Consider the following 16,212-nt stretch of genomic DNA (forward strand, 5'->3'; position numbering starts at 1 on the left):
CGCTGATGGTTGATGGTTTTTATACTGATAATGCTCATAAATTGCTTGAAAAAATTTGCTACGACCCGATTATGATAGCCATCAAAACAATTGCAAACAATAAGGAGAATTTTATGACCACAACCAACCATCATTTTGAAGCCGAAGTCGCACAGCTACTGCATTTGGTGACGCATTCACTGTACTCAAACGCCGACATCTTTGTGCGTGAATTGGTGTCAAATGCCTCTGATGCCTGCGACAAACTGCGTTTTTTGGCGACAAGCGATGACAGCTTGTATGAAAACGATGGCGAGCTTGCGATTAAAATTGATATCGACAAAGACGCCAAAACCATCACCATCAGCGATAACGGCATCGGTATGAATGAAGCAGATGCCATCGAGCATCTGGGCACGATTGCCAAATCAGGCACAAAGGCATTTTTGGATAAGCTGTCTGATAGCGACAAAAAAGACGGCAATCTGATTGGTCAGTTTGGCGTGGGCTTTTATTCAGGCTTTATTGTCGCGGATAAAATCACTGTCGAGAGCCGAAAAGCAGGCGAAGCGGCTGATCAAGGCGTACGCTGGGTATCTGATGGCACAGGCTCATTTACCACCGAGACCATCACCAAAGACAGTCGTGGCACAAGCATCACCTTACACCTAAAAGATGAGTACGCAGGCAATGGTGATGAGACCACCAATTATCTAGATCGTCATGCCATCAAATCACTGGTGAATAAATACTCAGACCACATCAGCTTGCCGATTCAGATGCGTAAACAAGAATGGCAAGATGAGCTTGATGACAATGGCGAAGTGGTCGCAGGCAAGGGCGAATACATCACCACCGATGAGTACGAGACCATCAACCAAGCCAATGCACTATGGACACGCAGCCCAAGCGACATCAGCGATGATGAGTATAACGAGTTTTATAAAAACCTAAGCTATGACTACACAGACCCATTAGCACATACGCACAATCGTGTCGAAGGCCGTGTGCAGTACACTCAGCTGCTGTATATTCCAAAAAAAGCACCGTTTGACCTATATGCCCGTGAACAACAGCGTGGGCTTAAACTCTATGTCAAGCGTGTGTTCATCATGGAAGATGCCGAACAGCTGCTACCGATGTATCTGCGCTTTGTTAAGGGCGTGATTGATACCGCTGATTTGCCACTCAATGTCAGCCGTGAAATCTTGCAAGAATCTCGTGATGTCAAGGCAATCCGTGATGGTAATGCTCGCCGTGTGCTGACTTTGTTGGCAAGTTTGGCAAACAGTGAAGATGCGGATAAACAAGCCAAATTTAAGGAATTTTATCAAGAATTTGGTGATGTCCTAAAAGAAGGCTTGGGCGAAGACCAAAGCAATCAAGAGCGTATCGCTAAGTTACTACGCTATGCCACCAGCCAAAATGACGCCGTTGAGACAGGCTTTGCCGACTACAAGGCTCGCATGAAAGACGGTCAAAAGGCGATTTATTATCTGACGGCGGATAATTTGGCAGCTGCCAAAAACAGCCCACAGCTTGAGCTGTTTAACAAAAAAGGCATCGAAGTCATCCTGATGACCGCGCGTGTGGATGAGTGGGCGATGAATTTCTTGCATGAGTTTGATGGCACACCGCTCCAAAATATCGCCAAAGGTGCGGTGGATTTGGGCGAGTTGACCGACGAAGCCGAAAAAGCAGAAGTTAAACAAGCCGAAGAAAACCTAAAACCTGTGGTGGATAAGCTCAAAACCGCTCTGGGCGAGCGTGCCAAAGATGTGCGTGTCTCTAGCCGTCTGGTGGATAGTCCGGCTTGTCTTGTAGTGGGTGATGGCGAGCTATCACCGCAGATGGTGCAGATGCTAAAAGCGATGGGACAACCTGTGCCTGATGTCAAGCCGACGCTTGAGATTAACCCGACGCATCCGCTCATCACCAAGCTTGAGAATAGTGCCGAGTTTGATGATTTGGCGCAAGTCATCTTTGACCAAGCTTTACTTGCCGATGGCGGACAGCTTGATGACCCAGCAGGGTATCTAAAGCGTATCAATAAGCTGTTGATGAAATAAGCTTATCGGTCTAAAAATCTGTTTGTGCATAATCAAAACCGCTCTATCATGGATAGGGCGGTTTTTGAATGTTGTATGTAATAAAAATAACAGATACAAAAAATTTACCACCGTCATAATTACAATATGCTACAATAGCCACACATTTTTATACCAAAAATTCGAGAGCTTGATGGGTTTTTTCTCAAATTTTTTCTCAAATTTGGCAGCCGCCTTGTGGATGCTCTTGGGTAGTACCAAAGCATTTGGGCGGGTTAAGCCAACCTTTGCGCAGTTTGTGTGCTTTTTGGTGCTGGCATTGTCAGCCAACATTCTTTTTGCTTATTTGGCGGCGCCGACCTTCGGTTATTTTAATGAACAAGGTCTGATTAGCTACTTGGTGTGGCCGGCGATTATTGTGGTGGCGGGGATTATTCTTGCCAAGCGTTCGCTGAATTATTCGTTATTATTCGTGCCTGCGATTTTGTGGTTGACGGCGGATACTTTGTTAATCTTGCTACAAAGTGCCATTCAGTTTCTTGAAAATGAAAGCCTGCTACCGTATTGGCTACATCATATCATGCCGACCTTGTTTGCCATGCTGTTTGTGTGGCAGACCACTGCACTTTTATGGATTTTTGCCAAGCGGTTGCATTGGCCGTGGTGGGAGCGAGTGCTGATGCTCGTTGCGACGATTGCACTACTGCTTGTATGGCAAAAAAATGTCGTTGACCAGCCGATTTTTAAGGAATATAGCCAAGAAAACAAGCTTGCCGAGTCGCTATTTTATGCACAGCCACCTGTGATGCAAAAGGCGCTCAATAATATCAGCAAAGGGCAAGCAGGCGTGAGCGAATGGTATTTTATGGGTGTGGCAAGCTATGCTGAGCAAGATGTATTCATGAGCGAAATCCTGCAAGCCAAGCAGCTGTTTGATGTCAAATTTGGCACGGCAGAGCGTTCGATGGTGCTTATCAATAACCCAAAAACTTGGTTTGATTATCCGATTGCATCTCGCACGGGCATTGAGCAGGGCTTGGATGAATTTGCCAAAAAAATGAATGTCGATGAAGATGTGCTATTTATGGCGTTAAGCTCGCATGGCGTGGTCGATGAGAATGATTTGCCATTAGGCGAGCTTGCTGTGACTAATGAGCCGCTGGATTTATCACCGATTGACCCAGTGTGGCTGAAGTCCGCACTCGATAAAGCAGGCATCCGTTGGCGGGTGATTGTGGTATCGGCGTGCTATTCGGGGACTTTTATTGAGCCTTTAAAAGATGAAAACACACTCATCATCACTGCTGCCCGTGCCGACAGAGCAAGCTTTGGCTGTACCAATGATGCGGATTTGACTTATTTTGGTCGTGCGTTTTTTGCCGAAGGGATGCGTGAGCAGAGCAGTCTTGATGGGGCGTTTTTGCAGGCGGTGCGCCGAGTGGGTGAGCGTGAGACTTTGATGGGCTTTGAGCCATCTGAGCCGCAGCGATATATTGGCGAGACGATGCAACTTGCCTTGCCTGAGCTTGAAAAAGCCTTGTTTGAGCACGGCTCAAATCCTGTGGTTAATCTTGATGCCGTACTTGCACCCCAAAGTGCAGAGCAAAGCACGGAACAGGGCGTAGAGCAAGGTGCAGAACCAGCATCAAACACTGATGCACAGCCAAGCACCGCGACACCTTAGCGATATACCCAATGTCTAGCATTGGGTATTTTTTTGGTTATGATTAAGCAAGCAAATATTTATACAAATTTGCCAAAAATTACTTGTCAGGCAGGCTTTGGGTCTGTTATATTGTCTTTTGCGATGAGTATATTTGTTTTTTATGATTTGTTAATGAAATATTAATGATATATTCGGATTGATTGACACTTAATACATTCATTGACCTTGTATTTGGTCTTATAAAAAGGAACACATCATGTCTATCCAGTCAGCCGTCGAAGCGGTCAAAAAAAATTACGCCCACCAACCAGAATTCATCCAGGCTGTCCAAGAAGTGGCGATGACCGTCGAGCAAGTCTATGCCGACAATCCGCAGTACGATGCCTTGAAAGTCTTTGAACGCCTATGCGAGCCTGACCGTATCATCAGCTTTCGTGTGAACTGGGAAAATGACAAAGGCGAAGTGCAGGTCAATCGTGGCTGGCGTGTACAGTTTAGCAATGCCATCGGTCCATACAAGGGCGGTATCCGCTTTCACCCAACGGTGAACGAAGGCGTGCTAAAATTCTTGGGCTTTGAGCAAATTTTCAAAAATGCCCTAACAGGTCTACCAATGGGCGGTGCTAAAGGTGGCTCGGATTTTGACCCAAAAGGTAAATCAGATGCTGAAATCCGTCGTTTTTGCTATGCGTTTATGCGTGAGTTGCACAAAAATATCGGCAAAGACATGGATGTGCCAGCCGGTGACATCGGCGTCGGCGGTCGTGAAGTGAACTATATGTTTGCGATGTACAAGAATTTGACCCGTGAATTTGAAGGTGTTTTGACCGGTAAGGGCGTAGGTCATGGCGGTAGTTTGATTCGTACCGAAGCGACAGGCTATGGCTTGGTGTATTTCCTAGATAATATGCTAAAAGCCAATAACGACAGCCTTGATGGTAAGACTGTACTGGTCTCAGGTGCGGGTAATGTGGCGCAGTACGCTGCCGAAAAAGTCGTTCAGCTTGGCGGTAAGGTCATCACTTTCTCAGACTCGCAAGGCGTGCTACACGACCCACAAGGCTTTGACCAAGCCAAGATTGATTGGATTAAAGCTCAAAAAGACGCTCGCAAGCCACTAGCTGACTATGTGGCGCAGTTTGGTGGTGAGTGGCTAGCTGGTGCTAAGCCTTGGCAGTTTGCCGCTGACATCGCTTTGCCATGCGCTACCCAAAACGAAGTCAATGACGACGAAGCTCGCCAGCTAGTCGCAGGCGGTGTCAAATATGTCGCCGAAGGGGCGAATATGCCACTGACTGCCGAAGCTATCGATGTCGTGCGTGAAGCAGGCGTGGCTTATGCACCAGGCAAGGCATCTAACGCAGGCGGTGTGGCGGTCTCAGGTCTTGAGATGAGCCAAAACTCAGTGCGTCAGTACAAGTCATTTGAAGAGCTAGATGCTCAGCTACAAGACATCATGAAAAATATCCATGATAATGCCCGTGCCGCTGCTGACAAATATGGCACAACCAAAGGTGCAATCGACTATATGACCGGCGCCAATGTCGCAGGCTTTACGCAAGTGGCGAATGCGCTCGTGGCTTATGGTATCTTGTAATTGGTATCGTGCCATCAGCGACCTTGACAGCTAAATTAATCATGAAAAAAATCTATGATTGACAAAACTAATAGTTTTGATTAGCATAGTGCATACAGGACAGCAGGCGATTTCGCTTGCTGTTTTTGATTGAGTTTGTTTTATATCGAACAAGATAAATCAAAAAGGAATGCTTATGCAATTTAACAATACTCGCAAGCACTTTGCGTCGGATAACTATTCAGGGGTGCATCCTGCATTTATGCAAGCCTTGCACACTGCCAATCAAGGACACGTGGCAGCTTATGGGGATGATTATTTTACCCACGAATTACAACGCCTAATCAAACAGCACTTTGGCGAGCAGGCTCGTGGCTATCCTGTATTCAATGGCACAGGGGCGAATGTCTTGGGGCTACAGTGTCTATTGCCACGCTGGGGTGCTATCATCTGCCCAAGCACAGCGCATATCCACACCGATGAGAGTAATGCGCCACAGGTGGTCGGCGGTTGTAAGCTGATGCTGGTTGAGTCACCTGATGGCAAATTGACCCCAGAGCTGATTGCCAAAGAAGCTTATGGCTTTGGTAATGAGCATCGCTCTCAGCCTGCGGTGGTGTATATCAGCCAAGCGACCGAATGTGGCACTTGCTATACGCTTGATGAGCTTTCGAATTTGGCGGATGCGACACATCGCTATGGTATGAAGCTATTCGTCGATGGCGCACGACTGTCCAATGCGGTATGTCATTTGCAGACTGATTTTCATACCATGATTACCAAAACAGGCGTGGATATGGTGTCGCTTGGCGGTACAAAAAACGGCATGATGTTTGGTGAATGTTTGATTGATGTGACGGGCAATACAGGTGATGAGCTGCGTTATCTGCGTAAGATGTCCATGCAGACCGCATCCAAGATGCGCTATATTTCAGCTCAGCTGATTACCTTGCTCGAAGATGAGTTGTACCGCACGCTTGCCACACATTCTAATGCGATGGCGATGTATTTATCACAGCAGTTGTCCGTATTGTCTGGCGTTGAGATTTGTTATCCTGTCGAAGCCAACAGCGTCTTTGTGCGTCTGCCTGATGGTGTGGCGGACACGGTGCGTCAGTCGTTTGCGTTTTATGATTGGGGTGGAGATGGTATGGCACGCCTGATGTGTAGCTTTGATACCACACAGCAGGATGTCGATGCACTTGTCAGCGCTATTAAACAAGCGATGTAAATAAAAAATCCGCTTAATCGTATATTAAGCGGATTTTTTTTGATAGTTATGATTTATCACTCATTTTGTAGATAGCCAATCAAGCGTAAGAACTCAATATACATCCACACAAGCGTCGATAAAATACCGATACTAAACACCCATTCGTATTCACGACCGACACCGTATTGTACGCCTTTTTCGACATTATCAAAGTCAAGCAACAGGCTAAATGACGCAATCAAAGTCACAAACACACTAAAGCTAATCGCCACCAAGCCACCGTCAAATAGTAGCGGTAAGCTTGAGCCAAACAGTCTAAAGCCAAGCTGTACAAGGTACAAAATACCGATGGCGATGATGGCAGATGTGATGATAGAGCGGAATTTGTCCGTCACCTTAATCATGCCTGTGACATACAAGGTTAGCATCACTGCAGCGGTGATAAAGGTCGCCGACAGTGCTGATAGTGGCACGCTAGGATACATACGGTACATAATCATGCTAAATGCGCCCAATAGCACACCTTCGGTCAGTGCATAAGGCACAGCAAGCGACTTGGCAAGATGTGGCTTAAATGAGCTGGCTAGACCCAGCCCCATCCCTGCAAATACAGCGACAATCGCCATCGCATACAAAATGCCTGATGACAGACCGGCTGCCAACGCATAAAAAAACACACCAAAGCCTGACACTGCTGCCAAGCTCAACAAAAATGCGCTCTTGGCGACCACGCCTTTGGTACGCATGGCGACACTGCTCGTCATGAGCGTGGTGCGACTGATGATGGGATTTGCCATAAAATTAAGTTCCTTATTAAATACTTAGTCAAATAATTGGGTCAAATAATTGAGCTAAATGATTTAAGTCAAATTATTCAAAAGTTGTTCATTGTATTGAAATCTATATATGTGTTTAACAATACAAAATACAAGGGTTTTTGTCAAGATGGTATAAAATTTATGCCCAAGCCATCAGTTTTATTGTGTTGATGGGCGAATTTGGGTATCATACACCTTTAATTTGTCGCTAAGTGCAGTATCATGTCAAATTTTATTAATAATCACCCAAAACGCCCCCAATTTCGTCGTATCGGTCTGATGGGTCGAGCAGGCAAATCCAGCGTGGTTGAGACGCTCAATGAGCTGATTGGGCTGCTGAACGCACGCCAACTGTCGGTGGTCATCGATACCGAGACAGCGGCGATTGATGGCATTTTGATTGATTTTGACAAGATTGATGGCGTGATGCTAAAAATCGTCCCACGCCAAAAGATGGGTGAGCATTGCGACCTAGTCATCGTCGTCGGTGGTGATGGCTCAATGCTACAAGCGGCATCGGTGATGGCGGGTACAGATGTGCCTGTGCTTGGTATCAATCGTGGTCGATTGGGCTTTTTGGCGGACATTAATCCTGAAGATGTCAGCGAAAAAGTTGGGCAGGTGCTCGACGGACAGTATTGGCTTGTTGAGCGGTTTTTATTAAAATTCCAAATCGTCCAAAACGACGAACAAGGCAGCCCAACCGATGAAGTCATCCACGAAGATGTCGCGCTCAATGACATCGTCCTGCACGCAGGTAAATCGGTGCATACCATTGATTTTAAACTAAAAATCAATCAGCACGATGTCTATCGTCAGCACGCTGATGGGCTGATTGTGGCGACACCAACTGGCTCGACAGCCTATGCACTCTCGGCAGGCGGGCCGATTATCCATCCGACGCTTGATGCGATTTGTCTTGTGCCGATGCATCCGCATACGCTGTCTAGTCGTCCGCTAGTGGTGGCAGGTAGCTGTCAGATTGCCATCAATATCCACAAGGACAACCGCACGCAGCCGATGGTGGGTGCAGACGGCAAGGCTTCAGCACCGCTTGAGAATGACCAGACGCTACTGATTGCCAAGCATGACAAGACCTTACTGCTGCTGCACCCTGACAGTTATAGTTTTTATGAAGCGTGTCGCACCAAGCTGAACTGGAACTTATACAGCGAAGAATTTGCCCTAGATAAATAACCCAACGACAGCCAAGCGTACATAAGGAATCCTACAATGAACAAACAAGATATTCTAGACAGCTTAACCCCCGAAATCGTCGAAAAATTCCGCACCGCCATCGAGATTGGTCGCTGGGAAAATGGCGAAAAACTCACCGACGCACAACGCACCACCTGTATGCAAGCGGTGATGGTGTGGGAACATGAGTATCTGCCCGTCACCGAACGCACAGGCTATATCCATAAGCCCAAAGATAAGCAGGGCAATACCATTGGCGAAGAGTGTGATGTCGAGCATGACCATCATTACCCAAATGCCGAGCAAGTGGTGAAGTTTAAGCACTGATGGCTGATAAGCGTTTGCAACTGTATCGTGCAAACGCTTTTTTATGGTGGGGGTGGTGATATTATGCACCACTAAAATTGGGTTGGTGGTGTGCCGTGTGCGTCCTATGCACTAATTAATCACGCCCAAAAAGTTCAAGACAAGCAAGAAAATCGCAAAGATGATAAAGGCGAAAAGTAGCAACATGGCGATTGAAAAAGCAGCCACCAAGCCATCAATAATAGACTTAAGCATTTATTGTCCCTGTGTTATATAAAAATCATCATAAATTTCAATTAATTAAAAGTAGCGTGCGTACCACGCACCATCAAATTCCACTCAATCAATGGTGCACGGTGTGCACCCTACGCACTGGTTTTAAGTAATTAAATACTCCTTTGCCCCATTCGTCAATTCTATCACATACCAATTAACAGTAATGAGATAATTAAATTTTTCATCACAAAGAAAATATTCCATACCAAAGCTTTCAGACATAATGTCACATGTATTTTGTACATTATCCAAAACAAAAATATTATTTTTATCTTTAGATTCCAAATCAAAAAAAATGTATCCTTTTCCTTCTGGCAATTTTTTTGAATATGTAAACTCATTGTGTTCTAATGAAATTTTAAATACTTTATTGTTGCTATTGGAAATTGACAGATGACCAGTTATCTTTTCTGGATTAAAAAGATTAATTGCTTGTGCTATTATTTCATTGGCTTCATCTCCATTTATAATATGGAATGAAATATTTAAATCATTACAGATATTTTCAAGTTCAGAAATATTACTCATATTCTATCTCTTGGTAGCAGGTATTTCATCTACAAAAATATGTCTTTTGATGCGATTAGGAGTAGCGCGCGTACCACACACCATCAAAACCAATAAAAAAAGCGTTTGCAAAGTTGCAGACGCTTTTGGTGGGTTTATTTTTCGAGCACAGTCCAATAGGTTAGCCCCAGATCCCCATGCAATGCCGGCAAATCAAGCAATACCAATGAGCCAAGCGGTGTCAGATTCGCCTTGACACACAGCGAATGAGCAGCCTTGAGCGTGCCACCGGTGGCAAGCACATCATCGATGATCAGCACTTTGGCAGGCTCAAGCTCGGCGCTGATTTCTAGGGTGTCTTGCCCGTATTCTAGCCCATAGCTTTGGGCGTGCACAGGTGGCGGTAGTTTGCCTGCTTTACGCACTAGGATCAGTTTTTTGTTTAGGCGGACAGCCAGCAGGCTTGCCAGTACAAAGCCACGCGACTCGATACCGACAATGGCATCCGTGTCAGCCATCACATCGGCAGGCACAGCAGCAATCATCGCATCGATGAGCTTATCATGATGGCCGTTCAGTAGTGGCGTGATGTCATAAAATTCGATGCCTGATTTTGGGAAATCAGGCACAGTGCGGATATGTTCCCATAATGGATGTGTCATAACAGATTCCAACTCATAAAAAAATAAAAAGATTACAACAGTACTCGCCAAATCACAAAGCCAATAGCAAGCACAAAAAACACAGGTGCAAGATACAGATGAATGGCAACTGCTGACCACCATGCCAAGGCAATCATCAGCACAAAGCCACCACCTGCGATCCAGTCATGGCGTCGTTCGTTGAGTGCATCTGCTCGCATGGCTTGTAGCTCACGGATGGTGGCATCTTGACTAGCACCAAGTGTGGCAAGGCTTTGGATGCTTTGGCTTAGTAGCTTTGGCAAATCGGTGGTGGACAATAAAATCTCGGGCAGCTCAGCTTTGATGTCCTGTAGATTTTTGACAGGATCCAGCTGATCTTTGACCCAAGCGGTCAAAATCGGCTTGGCAAGCGACCAAATGTCAAGCTCAGGATACAGCTCACGCCCAAGCCCTTCGACATGAACCAAAGTCTTGAGCAGTAGCATCAGCTGTGGCGGGATACTCATGCGGTGGCGTCGTGCGATGGATAAAATCTCAAACAGCACACCGGCAAAGTCAATCTCATCAATGGGCTTGGTCACCATCGGGCTGACCGTACGGCTCATATCACGGATCAAGGCGTGCTTATCGGCAGATGGCGGTATCCAGCCAGCGGCAGCGATGATATCGACGAGTGCGGTATAATTGCCATTCATCACCGATAAGAGCAGGCGAGCGACAATCAGCTGATCTGCTTTGGACAGCTCACCCATGATGGCACAGTCAAGCCCGATATAGCGTGGCTCAGCGACCGCACTACCATCAGGCATGGTTTCCACAAAGATATTGCCAGGGTGCATATCCGCGTGGAAAAAGTTATCTCGAAAGACTTGGGTAAAAAAGATGGTCAAGCCTTTTTCGGCAAGTGTCGCACGGTCATAATTGAGCCTATCAAATACTTGGGTCTGCGAAATCGGCACGCCAAACACACGCTCAGCGACCATCACCTGCTTGGTGGCTGCATAGACCTGTGGCACATAGATGAGCCGTGAGCCGGTGAAATTGTTGCGCATCTTGGTGCTATTGGCGGCTTCGAGTGTCAAATCCAGCTCATTGAGCATGATTTGGCGATAGTCTTCGACGATGTCAATCAGATGAATGGCACGAGCCGCTTCGATACGAGCCGATGCCCATGATGCCATTTGGCGTAGTAATTCAAAGTCATCAATGATGCCTGTGCGAATATCAGGGCGTACCACCTTGACCACCACTTCACGACCATCGAGCAAGGCAGCGGTGTGTACCTGTGCGATACTAGCAGCTGCCAGCGGTGTCTCATCAAAGCGAGCAAATAGCGTATCAATCGGCTGACCCAGACCGACTTTGGTATCTTCGATGATGGATTTGGCGGTGGCGACATCAAATGGCGCAACTTTATCTTGGAGCAAGGATAGCTGAGCGATAATCGCAGGCGGGAGTAAGTCGGCACGGGTGGAGAGTAGCTGACCTAGCTTTAGAAATAGCGTGCCCATCTCTTCGAGTGCCAGCTTGACGCCGAGTTCTTGGTGTGATTTGCCAAGCGCAGCAGGGTGCAGACGAATGAGCCGAGCAATGGGCGCAAGTTCGGGCACATCCGCAAAATGCGTATCCAAGCGATATTTGGCAGCGATACGATACAGTGTCAATAGGCGTTTGCGATGAGTGATGAGCATATTGGTCTGCTTGAGTTAGGCGTTGTGTTGGTCGTCAAGTGCGCTTTGTAGCTGTGCTAGGCGTGCTTGACTGCGTTCGATGTCGGCTTGTAGGCGTAGCAGTTCTTGCTTTTTGTCTTGGATTTGTAGGGCTAATAATTCATCGTCGATAGCGTGCGCTGACGGACTGTGCGGTGTCAATAGCTGCGCGGCGGACTCTTTAAGCATCTGTGCAATCGGTGATAACACAGGACTAAGCTCTTTGCCCAGTAGATACAGATGGCTTGTGGCATCAGTGCCGATGACTTGCTCAAGCTGATACCAAATATCAGGCTCAAAGCCTTCGAACAGGGCTTTGGCTTGTAGTAGCACCTGATGGTCGCCACGAATAGGCAGATTGCCCACAGGGTTTTGGATTAGGCTAAATAGATGTGCCGGATTATCCACGCTCAAGGTGCAGTCAGGTGTCGTGCTGATACCGCCTTGTGGCTCAAAAATCGCTTGGGGTACAGGCTCAAATCGCACACGCCCATCGCCAAACAGCACATCGACGCTGATGGCAGGGGCGTGCATGACGATACGCAAGGTCTTGCCTGACAGTGCAGACAGCCCGTCTTGGGTGAAGTTGTCCGTGGCGATGGCGCTATTGAGTAGCTTTTCGCACATCGCTAGGCTGAGTACACCAAGCATACTCATTAGCGTGCCTTAAATCCACGATGCACAGCGACGATACCGCCAGTTAGGTTGTGATAATCGCAGTTGACAAAGCCTGCATTTTCCATCATGCCTTTGAGTGTGGCTTGGTCAGGATGCATACGGATGGATTCAGCCAGATATTGATAGCTTTCGGCATCGCCTGCGACCAGCTTACCCATGATTGGTAGAGCGGTGAATGAGTACAAATCGTATGCTTTGGACAGTGGCTCAAACACAGGCTTACTAAATTCAAGTACCAATAGGCGTCCGCCTGGTTTTAGCACACGGTGCATGGCAGCAAGGGCTTTGTCTTTGTCCGTGACATTACGCAGGCCAAAGCTGATGGTCACCAGATCAAATGAATTATCCGCAAATGGCTCAAGTGTCTCAGCATTGGCAAGGACAAAATCGACATTATTACAGCCGGCATTGATCAGACGAGTGCGACCCACTTCTAGCATTGCTTCGTTGATGTCGGACAGCACCACTCGACCTGAGCGACCCACTTCACGGCTAAATACCTTGGCAAGATCCCCTGTACCGCCTGCGATATCAAGTACGTGCTGACCGCTACGCACACCTGTCAGGCTGATGGCATAGCGTTTCCACAGGCGATGGATACCAAAGCTCATCAAGTCGTTCATCACATCGTATTTGCGAGCCACAGAAGTGAATACTTCGGCGACTTTGGCTTGTTTTTCTGACTTGCGCACCGTCTGATAGCCAAAGTGTGTGGTTTCTTCGGAGACAGGCTCGCTACCTTGTGGGCGTTGCAGTTCGCTTTGACCTTGGGGTGCGCCCGTTGGCAAGATATTTGGGTTGGTGAATTGGGTGTCGGTGTTGTTTTCGCTTGTCATAATTAAAGCCTAATTTTGAATAAAATTTTCAACCTTTAATAATACACTATTTTGCCATCATTTTGGGAAAATTTGCCAAATTCTGTCATAAAATTGTCAATCAAAGCGTCAATCAAAGCCGCAAATAACACAGTCATCGCACGCCATCAGGCGAATGTGTCATAAATCGGCTTGTCATCATAAATCCGCTCAATGATACCAAGCTCGGTGGCAACAAACGGCACACTAAAGCTGTCAATCTTATCAATCGCAGCGATGGCCTGTAGTCCATCATGGATGAAGTCATACAGGGGCTGATAGCCGTTACTGTAGGCGGTGGATTTGGCAAGCTTAAAGGCTTTTTGTAATAAAAATGAATTAAATTGCTGATACGACGCATGGCAGACATCACTGATATGGCGAATTTGGCGAATGCGTTCGGCCTTATCATTGCCCGCTTGATATAGCCTTATCATCAGTGCGTCATCAATCGGTGTGCCTTGATGGTGCGCTACATAGACTTTGGCAAGTGCCAAATCAAGCTCGATGGCATCGCAAGTGGCACTTACGCCCATTAGCCCTGTGGCTAGGGTGTTTTTTGGGATGAGTTTTTCAAGCTTGCCTGAGCCTGCTTGGGCATTATTGCCTGCGGTGAGCAGCTGCTCGGCTAGTATATCAAACGCCGTATCGCTATAAATACGGTCAATGATATAGTGCGCCAGCGGTGCGGTTTTTGGGTTAGTAAATAGCGTATGATTGGCACGGTGAATACGGGTGCGTTGCCATGCTTGGATTTGACGGAGTGCATCAGCAAGCTCAGTGTCTTGGTGGTGGGGCAGGGCAAAATACCGCTCGAGCATCTGCACCATATCAGAGATGAGTGACATGATGATTTCCATAGTGATGAATGGCTTATCATCTTAGCATAAAATGATCGCACACGCCAAAAAGCTTGCTGGGTCGGCTTGTGGTCTGTTTACATAACTTTACATTCAGTAATTTTGTAAAATAAAATGATTACCTTTGGGTAAATGTGGTAAAATTGTCATAAAACTGTCATATTTGGCACTTATAATATGACAATATTGAGTGACTGCCCAACAAGGATGCGATTGTGACAGCCTTGGGCGGTTTTTTGTTATGATATTTTGGCTTGATTTATGGTAAATTCAGCAAAACAAACAACACCAATGGCAGGCAACCTGCTATTTGGCTTGATGATGGCGGCGGTCAGCATCTATTTTATTTGGTGGGGTCTGGACTACACCATGCACCAACAAGTGTTGCTATTTTTGATCGCAAGCTTTTTTGGTATCTTTATGGCGTTCAACATCGGTGGTAACGATGTCGCCAACTCATTTGGTACATCAGTTGGTGCAGGGACGTTGACTGTCACTCAAGCATTGGCGGTGGCGGCGATTTTTGAAGTGTCAGGTGCGGTGCTCGCTGGTGCTGCGGTAACAGACACCATCCGTAGCGGTATCGTTGATATCGGTAAGCTTGGCGTATCGCCTGATCAGTTCATTTATCTGATGCTATCAGCGCTGATTGCGGCGGCGTTTTGGCTACTATTTGCCACCAAAAAAGGTTTGCCAGTCTCAACCACGCACGCCATTATCGGTGGTATCGTCGGTAGTTCGATTGTGCTTGGTATCAGCCACGGCGGTACAGCATTGGCATTTGAGACGGTCAAATGGTCTAAGATTGGTGAAATCGCTATCTCATGGGTAGTGTCACCACTATTGGGTGCTATCTTGTCATACATCATTTATAGCATCATCAAAAAGAACATCTTGGCATATAATGATCAAGCTGAAGCACGTGTCAAAGTGATCAAAATCAACAAAAAGACACTAAAACGTGAGCAAAAAGAGCACTTTGATAGCCTAAGCGAAGAAGACAAGCTGCCATACACCAACGCCATGTTGCGTGACCAAGAAGTCTATAAAGATGCAGACTGCGCTCGTGAAGATCTAGAAACGGATTATTATCGTTCGCTGTATGATCTTGAGCGTGAGCGTGACAGTATCGACACGCTAAAAGCACTAAAAACTTGGGTACCATTGATTGCAGCGTTTGGTGCGGTCATCATGACAGCGATGGTTGTGTTCAAGGGTCTATCAAATACTGGTCTAAACCTATCAACGCTACAAGCAGCGCTGGTCATGGGTATGCTAGGTGCAATTGTTTGGCTTGCGGCGTTCATCTACACCAAGACCATTCGTGGTAAGCACAAAGAAGACTTGGGCAAAGCGACATTTATCCTATTTAGCTGGATGCAGGTATTTACTGCGTGTGCGTTCGCCTTTAGTCATGGCTCAAACGACATCGCTAACGCTGTCGGGCCATTCGTTGCCGTCATGGAAGTCATCAGAACTAATGCCATCGAAGCCAAGAGTATGGTGCCAGGCCCTGTGATGGTAACCTTTGGTGTGGCATTGATTGTTGGTCTATGGTTTATCGGTAAAGAAGTTATCCAAACTGTCGGTACTAACCTAACCGAAATGCATCCTGCATCAGGTTTCTCAGCGGAGCTTGCTGCTGCTGCGGTTGTGATGGGTGCATCAAGCCTAGGCATCCCTGTCTCAAGTACGCATATCCTAGTCGGTGCGGTATTGGGTATCGGTATCGTCAACAAGAGCACCAACTGGAAGCTAATGCGTCCGATTGGCTTGGCTTGGGTGGTGACACTACCTGCCGCTGCTGCTATCAGTGCGATTGCTTTTGTTACACTAAACGCAGTGCTATAATCAGCCGCCTTAGTAAGCAAAACCCCTTGG

The 16,212-nt window shown here is 46.8% G+C and carries 15 protein-coding genes; 7 read left to right on the forward strand and 8 right to left on the reverse strand.

Going from position 1 to position 16,212, the window contains the following annotated elements; genetic code table 11:
• Nucleotides 1-113 precede the first annotated feature (113 nt).
• From htpG to B0680_RS01970, 4 genes are all read left to right on the forward strand, one after another.
• Nucleotides 114-2,048, forward strand: coding sequence for a molecular chaperone HtpG (gene htpG, locus B0680_RS01955; RefSeq protein WP_078253545.1), 1,935 nt, complete (start codon nucleotides 114-116; stop codon nucleotides 2,046-2,048).
• 172 nt (nucleotides 2,049-2,220) lie between these two features.
• Nucleotides 2,221-3,711, forward strand: a complete 1,491-nt coding sequence (locus B0680_RS01960) for a C13 family peptidase (protein ID WP_078253373.1) — start codon at nucleotides 2,221-2,223, stop codon at nucleotides 3,709-3,711.
• 238 nt (nucleotides 3,712-3,949) lie between these two features.
• Nucleotides 3,950-5,290 (forward strand): NADP-specific glutamate dehydrogenase, encoded by a 1,341-nt coding sequence (gene gdhA / locus B0680_RS01965; protein WP_078253374.1) that lies wholly within the window; start codon nucleotides 3,950-3,952, stop codon nucleotides 5,288-5,290.
• 175 nt (nucleotides 5,291-5,465) lie between these two features.
• Nucleotides 5,466-6,500: a threonine aldolase family protein gene (locus tag B0680_RS01970; protein ID WP_211271245.1), complete on the forward strand. Its 1,035-nt coding sequence runs from the start codon at nucleotides 5,466-5,468 to the stop codon at nucleotides 6,498-6,500.
• A 56-nt stretch (nucleotides 6,501-6,556) separates the two neighbouring features.
• Here the strand turns inward: B0680_RS01970 and B0680_RS01975 are convergent, their stop codons facing one another.
• Nucleotides 6,557-7,279, reverse strand: coding sequence for a Bax inhibitor-1/YccA family protein (locus tag B0680_RS01975; protein ID WP_078253376.1), 723 nt, complete (start codon nucleotides 7,277-7,279; stop codon nucleotides 6,557-6,559).
• Between the two features lie 243 nt (nucleotides 7,280-7,522).
• Here B0680_RS01975 and B0680_RS01980 point away from each other — a divergent pair, with 243 nt between their 5' ends.
• Complete coding sequence (locus B0680_RS01980) at nucleotides 7,523-8,497, forward strand: NAD(+) kinase (RefSeq protein WP_078253377.1); 975 nt, start codon at nucleotides 7,523-7,525, stop codon at nucleotides 8,495-8,497.
• Between the two features lie 36 nt (nucleotides 8,498-8,533).
• Nucleotides 8,534-8,824 carry a YeaC family protein gene (locus tag B0680_RS01985; RefSeq protein WP_078253378.1) on the forward strand — a complete coding sequence of 97 codons (291 nt, stop codon included), beginning with the start codon at nucleotides 8,534-8,536 and terminating at the stop codon, nucleotides 8,822-8,824.
• A 111-nt stretch (nucleotides 8,825-8,935) separates the two neighbouring features.
• Here B0680_RS01985 and B0680_RS10965 read toward each other — a convergent pair whose 3' ends face one another.
• The 7 genes from B0680_RS10965 to B0680_RS02015 all read right to left on the reverse strand — a co-directional run bounded on the left by B0680_RS10965 (nucleotide 8,936) and on the right by B0680_RS02015 (nucleotide 14,319).
• Complete coding sequence (locus tag B0680_RS10965) at nucleotides 8,936-9,058, reverse strand: hypothetical protein (RefSeq protein ID WP_265734169.1); 123 nt, start codon at nucleotides 9,056-9,058, stop codon at nucleotides 8,936-8,938.
• 123 nt (nucleotides 9,059-9,181) lie between these two features.
• Nucleotides 9,182-9,607: a hypothetical protein gene (locus B0680_RS01990; RefSeq protein ID WP_211271246.1), complete on the reverse strand. Its 426-nt coding sequence runs from the start codon at nucleotides 9,605-9,607 to the stop codon at nucleotides 9,182-9,184.
• 134 nt (nucleotides 9,608-9,741) lie between these two features.
• A complete protein-coding gene (locus B0680_RS01995; protein ID WP_078253379.1) occupies nucleotides 9,742-10,248 on the reverse strand; it encodes an adenine phosphoribosyltransferase in 507 nt (168 codons plus the stop codon).
• 32 nt (nucleotides 10,249-10,280) lie between these two features.
• The gene (locus B0680_RS02000; RefSeq protein WP_078253380.1) at nucleotides 10,281-11,921 is read right to left on the reverse strand and encodes an ABC1 kinase family protein; all 1,641 of its coding nucleotides are present in this window, start codon (nucleotides 11,919-11,921) and stop codon (nucleotides 10,281-10,283) included.
• Between the two features lie 15 nt (nucleotides 11,922-11,936).
• A complete protein-coding gene (locus B0680_RS02005; protein WP_228143732.1) occupies nucleotides 11,937-12,596 on the reverse strand; it encodes a hypothetical protein in 660 nt (219 codons plus the stop codon).
• Nucleotides 12,596-13,453, reverse strand: a complete 858-nt coding sequence (ubiE, locus tag B0680_RS02010) for a bifunctional demethylmenaquinone methyltransferase/2-methoxy-6-polyprenyl-1,4-benzoquinol methylase UbiE (RefSeq protein ID WP_078253381.1) — start codon at nucleotides 13,451-13,453, stop codon at nucleotides 12,596-12,598. Before ubiE ends, B0680_RS02005 begins: the two co-directional genes overlap by 1 nt.
• 146 nt (nucleotides 13,454-13,599) lie before the next feature.
• On the reverse strand, nucleotides 13,600-14,319 hold the full coding sequence (locus B0680_RS02015) for an FFLEELY motif protein (RefSeq protein ID WP_078253382.1): 720 nt from the start codon (nucleotides 14,317-14,319) through the stop codon (nucleotides 13,600-13,602).
• Between the two features lie 273 nt (nucleotides 14,320-14,592).
• Here B0680_RS02015 and B0680_RS02020 point away from each other — a divergent pair, with 273 nt between their 5' ends.
• Nucleotides 14,593-16,182, forward strand: coding sequence for an inorganic phosphate transporter (locus tag B0680_RS02020; protein ID WP_078253383.1), 1,590 nt, complete (start codon nucleotides 14,593-14,595; stop codon nucleotides 16,180-16,182).
• Nucleotides 16,183-16,212 lie beyond the last annotated feature (30 nt).

Source organism: Moraxella pluranimalium (assembly GCF_002014825.1).
Taxonomy (GTDB): domain Bacteria; phylum Pseudomonadota; class Gammaproteobacteria; order Pseudomonadales; family Moraxellaceae; genus Moraxella; species Moraxella pluranimalium.

Excerpts from the sequence above, each read along its gene's own strand:
- B0680_RS01990 (WP_211271246.1), bottom strand. The coding sequence starts at position 9,607 with ATGAGTAATATTTCTGAACTTGAAAATATCTGTAATGATTTAAATATT.
- B0680_RS10965 (WP_265734169.1), bottom strand. The coding sequence starts at position 9,058 with ATGCTTAAGTCTATTATTGATGGCTTGGTGGCTGCTTTTTCAATCGCC.
- B0680_RS01975 (WP_078253376.1), bottom strand. The coding sequence starts at position 7,279 with ATGGCAAATCCCATCATCAGTCGCACCACGCTCATGACGAGCAGTGTC.
- B0680_RS01985 (WP_078253378.1), top strand. The coding sequence starts at position 8,534 with ATGAACAAACAAGATATTCTAGACAGCTTAACCCCCGAAATCGTCGAA.
- B0680_RS01960 (WP_078253373.1), top strand. The coding sequence starts at position 2,221 with ATGGGTTTTTTCTCAAATTTTTTCTCAAATTTGGCAGCCGCCTTGTGG.
- ubiE (WP_078253381.1), bottom strand. The coding sequence starts at position 13,453 with ATGACAAGCGAAAACAACACCGACACCCAATTCACCAACCCAAATATC.
- htpG (WP_078253545.1), top strand. The coding sequence starts at position 114 with ATGACCACAACCAACCATCATTTTGAAGCCGAAGTCGCACAGCTACTG.
- gdhA (WP_078253374.1), top strand. The coding sequence starts at position 3,950 with ATGTCTATCCAGTCAGCCGTCGAAGCGGTCAAAAAAAATTACGCCCAC.
- B0680_RS02015 (WP_078253382.1), bottom strand. The coding sequence starts at position 14,319 with ATGTCACTCATCTCTGATATGGTGCAGATGCTCGAGCGGTATTTTGCC.
- B0680_RS02020 (WP_078253383.1), top strand. The coding sequence starts at position 14,593 with ATGGTAAATTCAGCAAAACAAACAACACCAATGGCAGGCAACCTGCTA.
- B0680_RS02005 (WP_228143732.1), bottom strand. The coding sequence starts at position 12,596 with ATGAGTATGCTTGGTGTACTCAGCCTAGCGATGTGCGAAAAGCTACTC.
- B0680_RS01995 (WP_078253379.1), bottom strand. The coding sequence starts at position 10,248 with ATGACACATCCATTATGGGAACATATCCGCACTGTGCCTGATTTCCCA.
- B0680_RS01970 (WP_211271245.1), top strand. The coding sequence starts at position 5,466 with ATGCAATTTAACAATACTCGCAAGCACTTTGCGTCGGATAACTATTCA.
- B0680_RS02000 (WP_078253380.1), bottom strand. The coding sequence starts at position 11,921 with ATGCTCATCACTCATCGCAAACGCCTATTGACACTGTATCGTATCGCT.
- B0680_RS01980 (WP_078253377.1), top strand. The coding sequence starts at position 7,523 with ATGTCAAATTTTATTAATAATCACCCAAAACGCCCCCAATTTCGTCGT.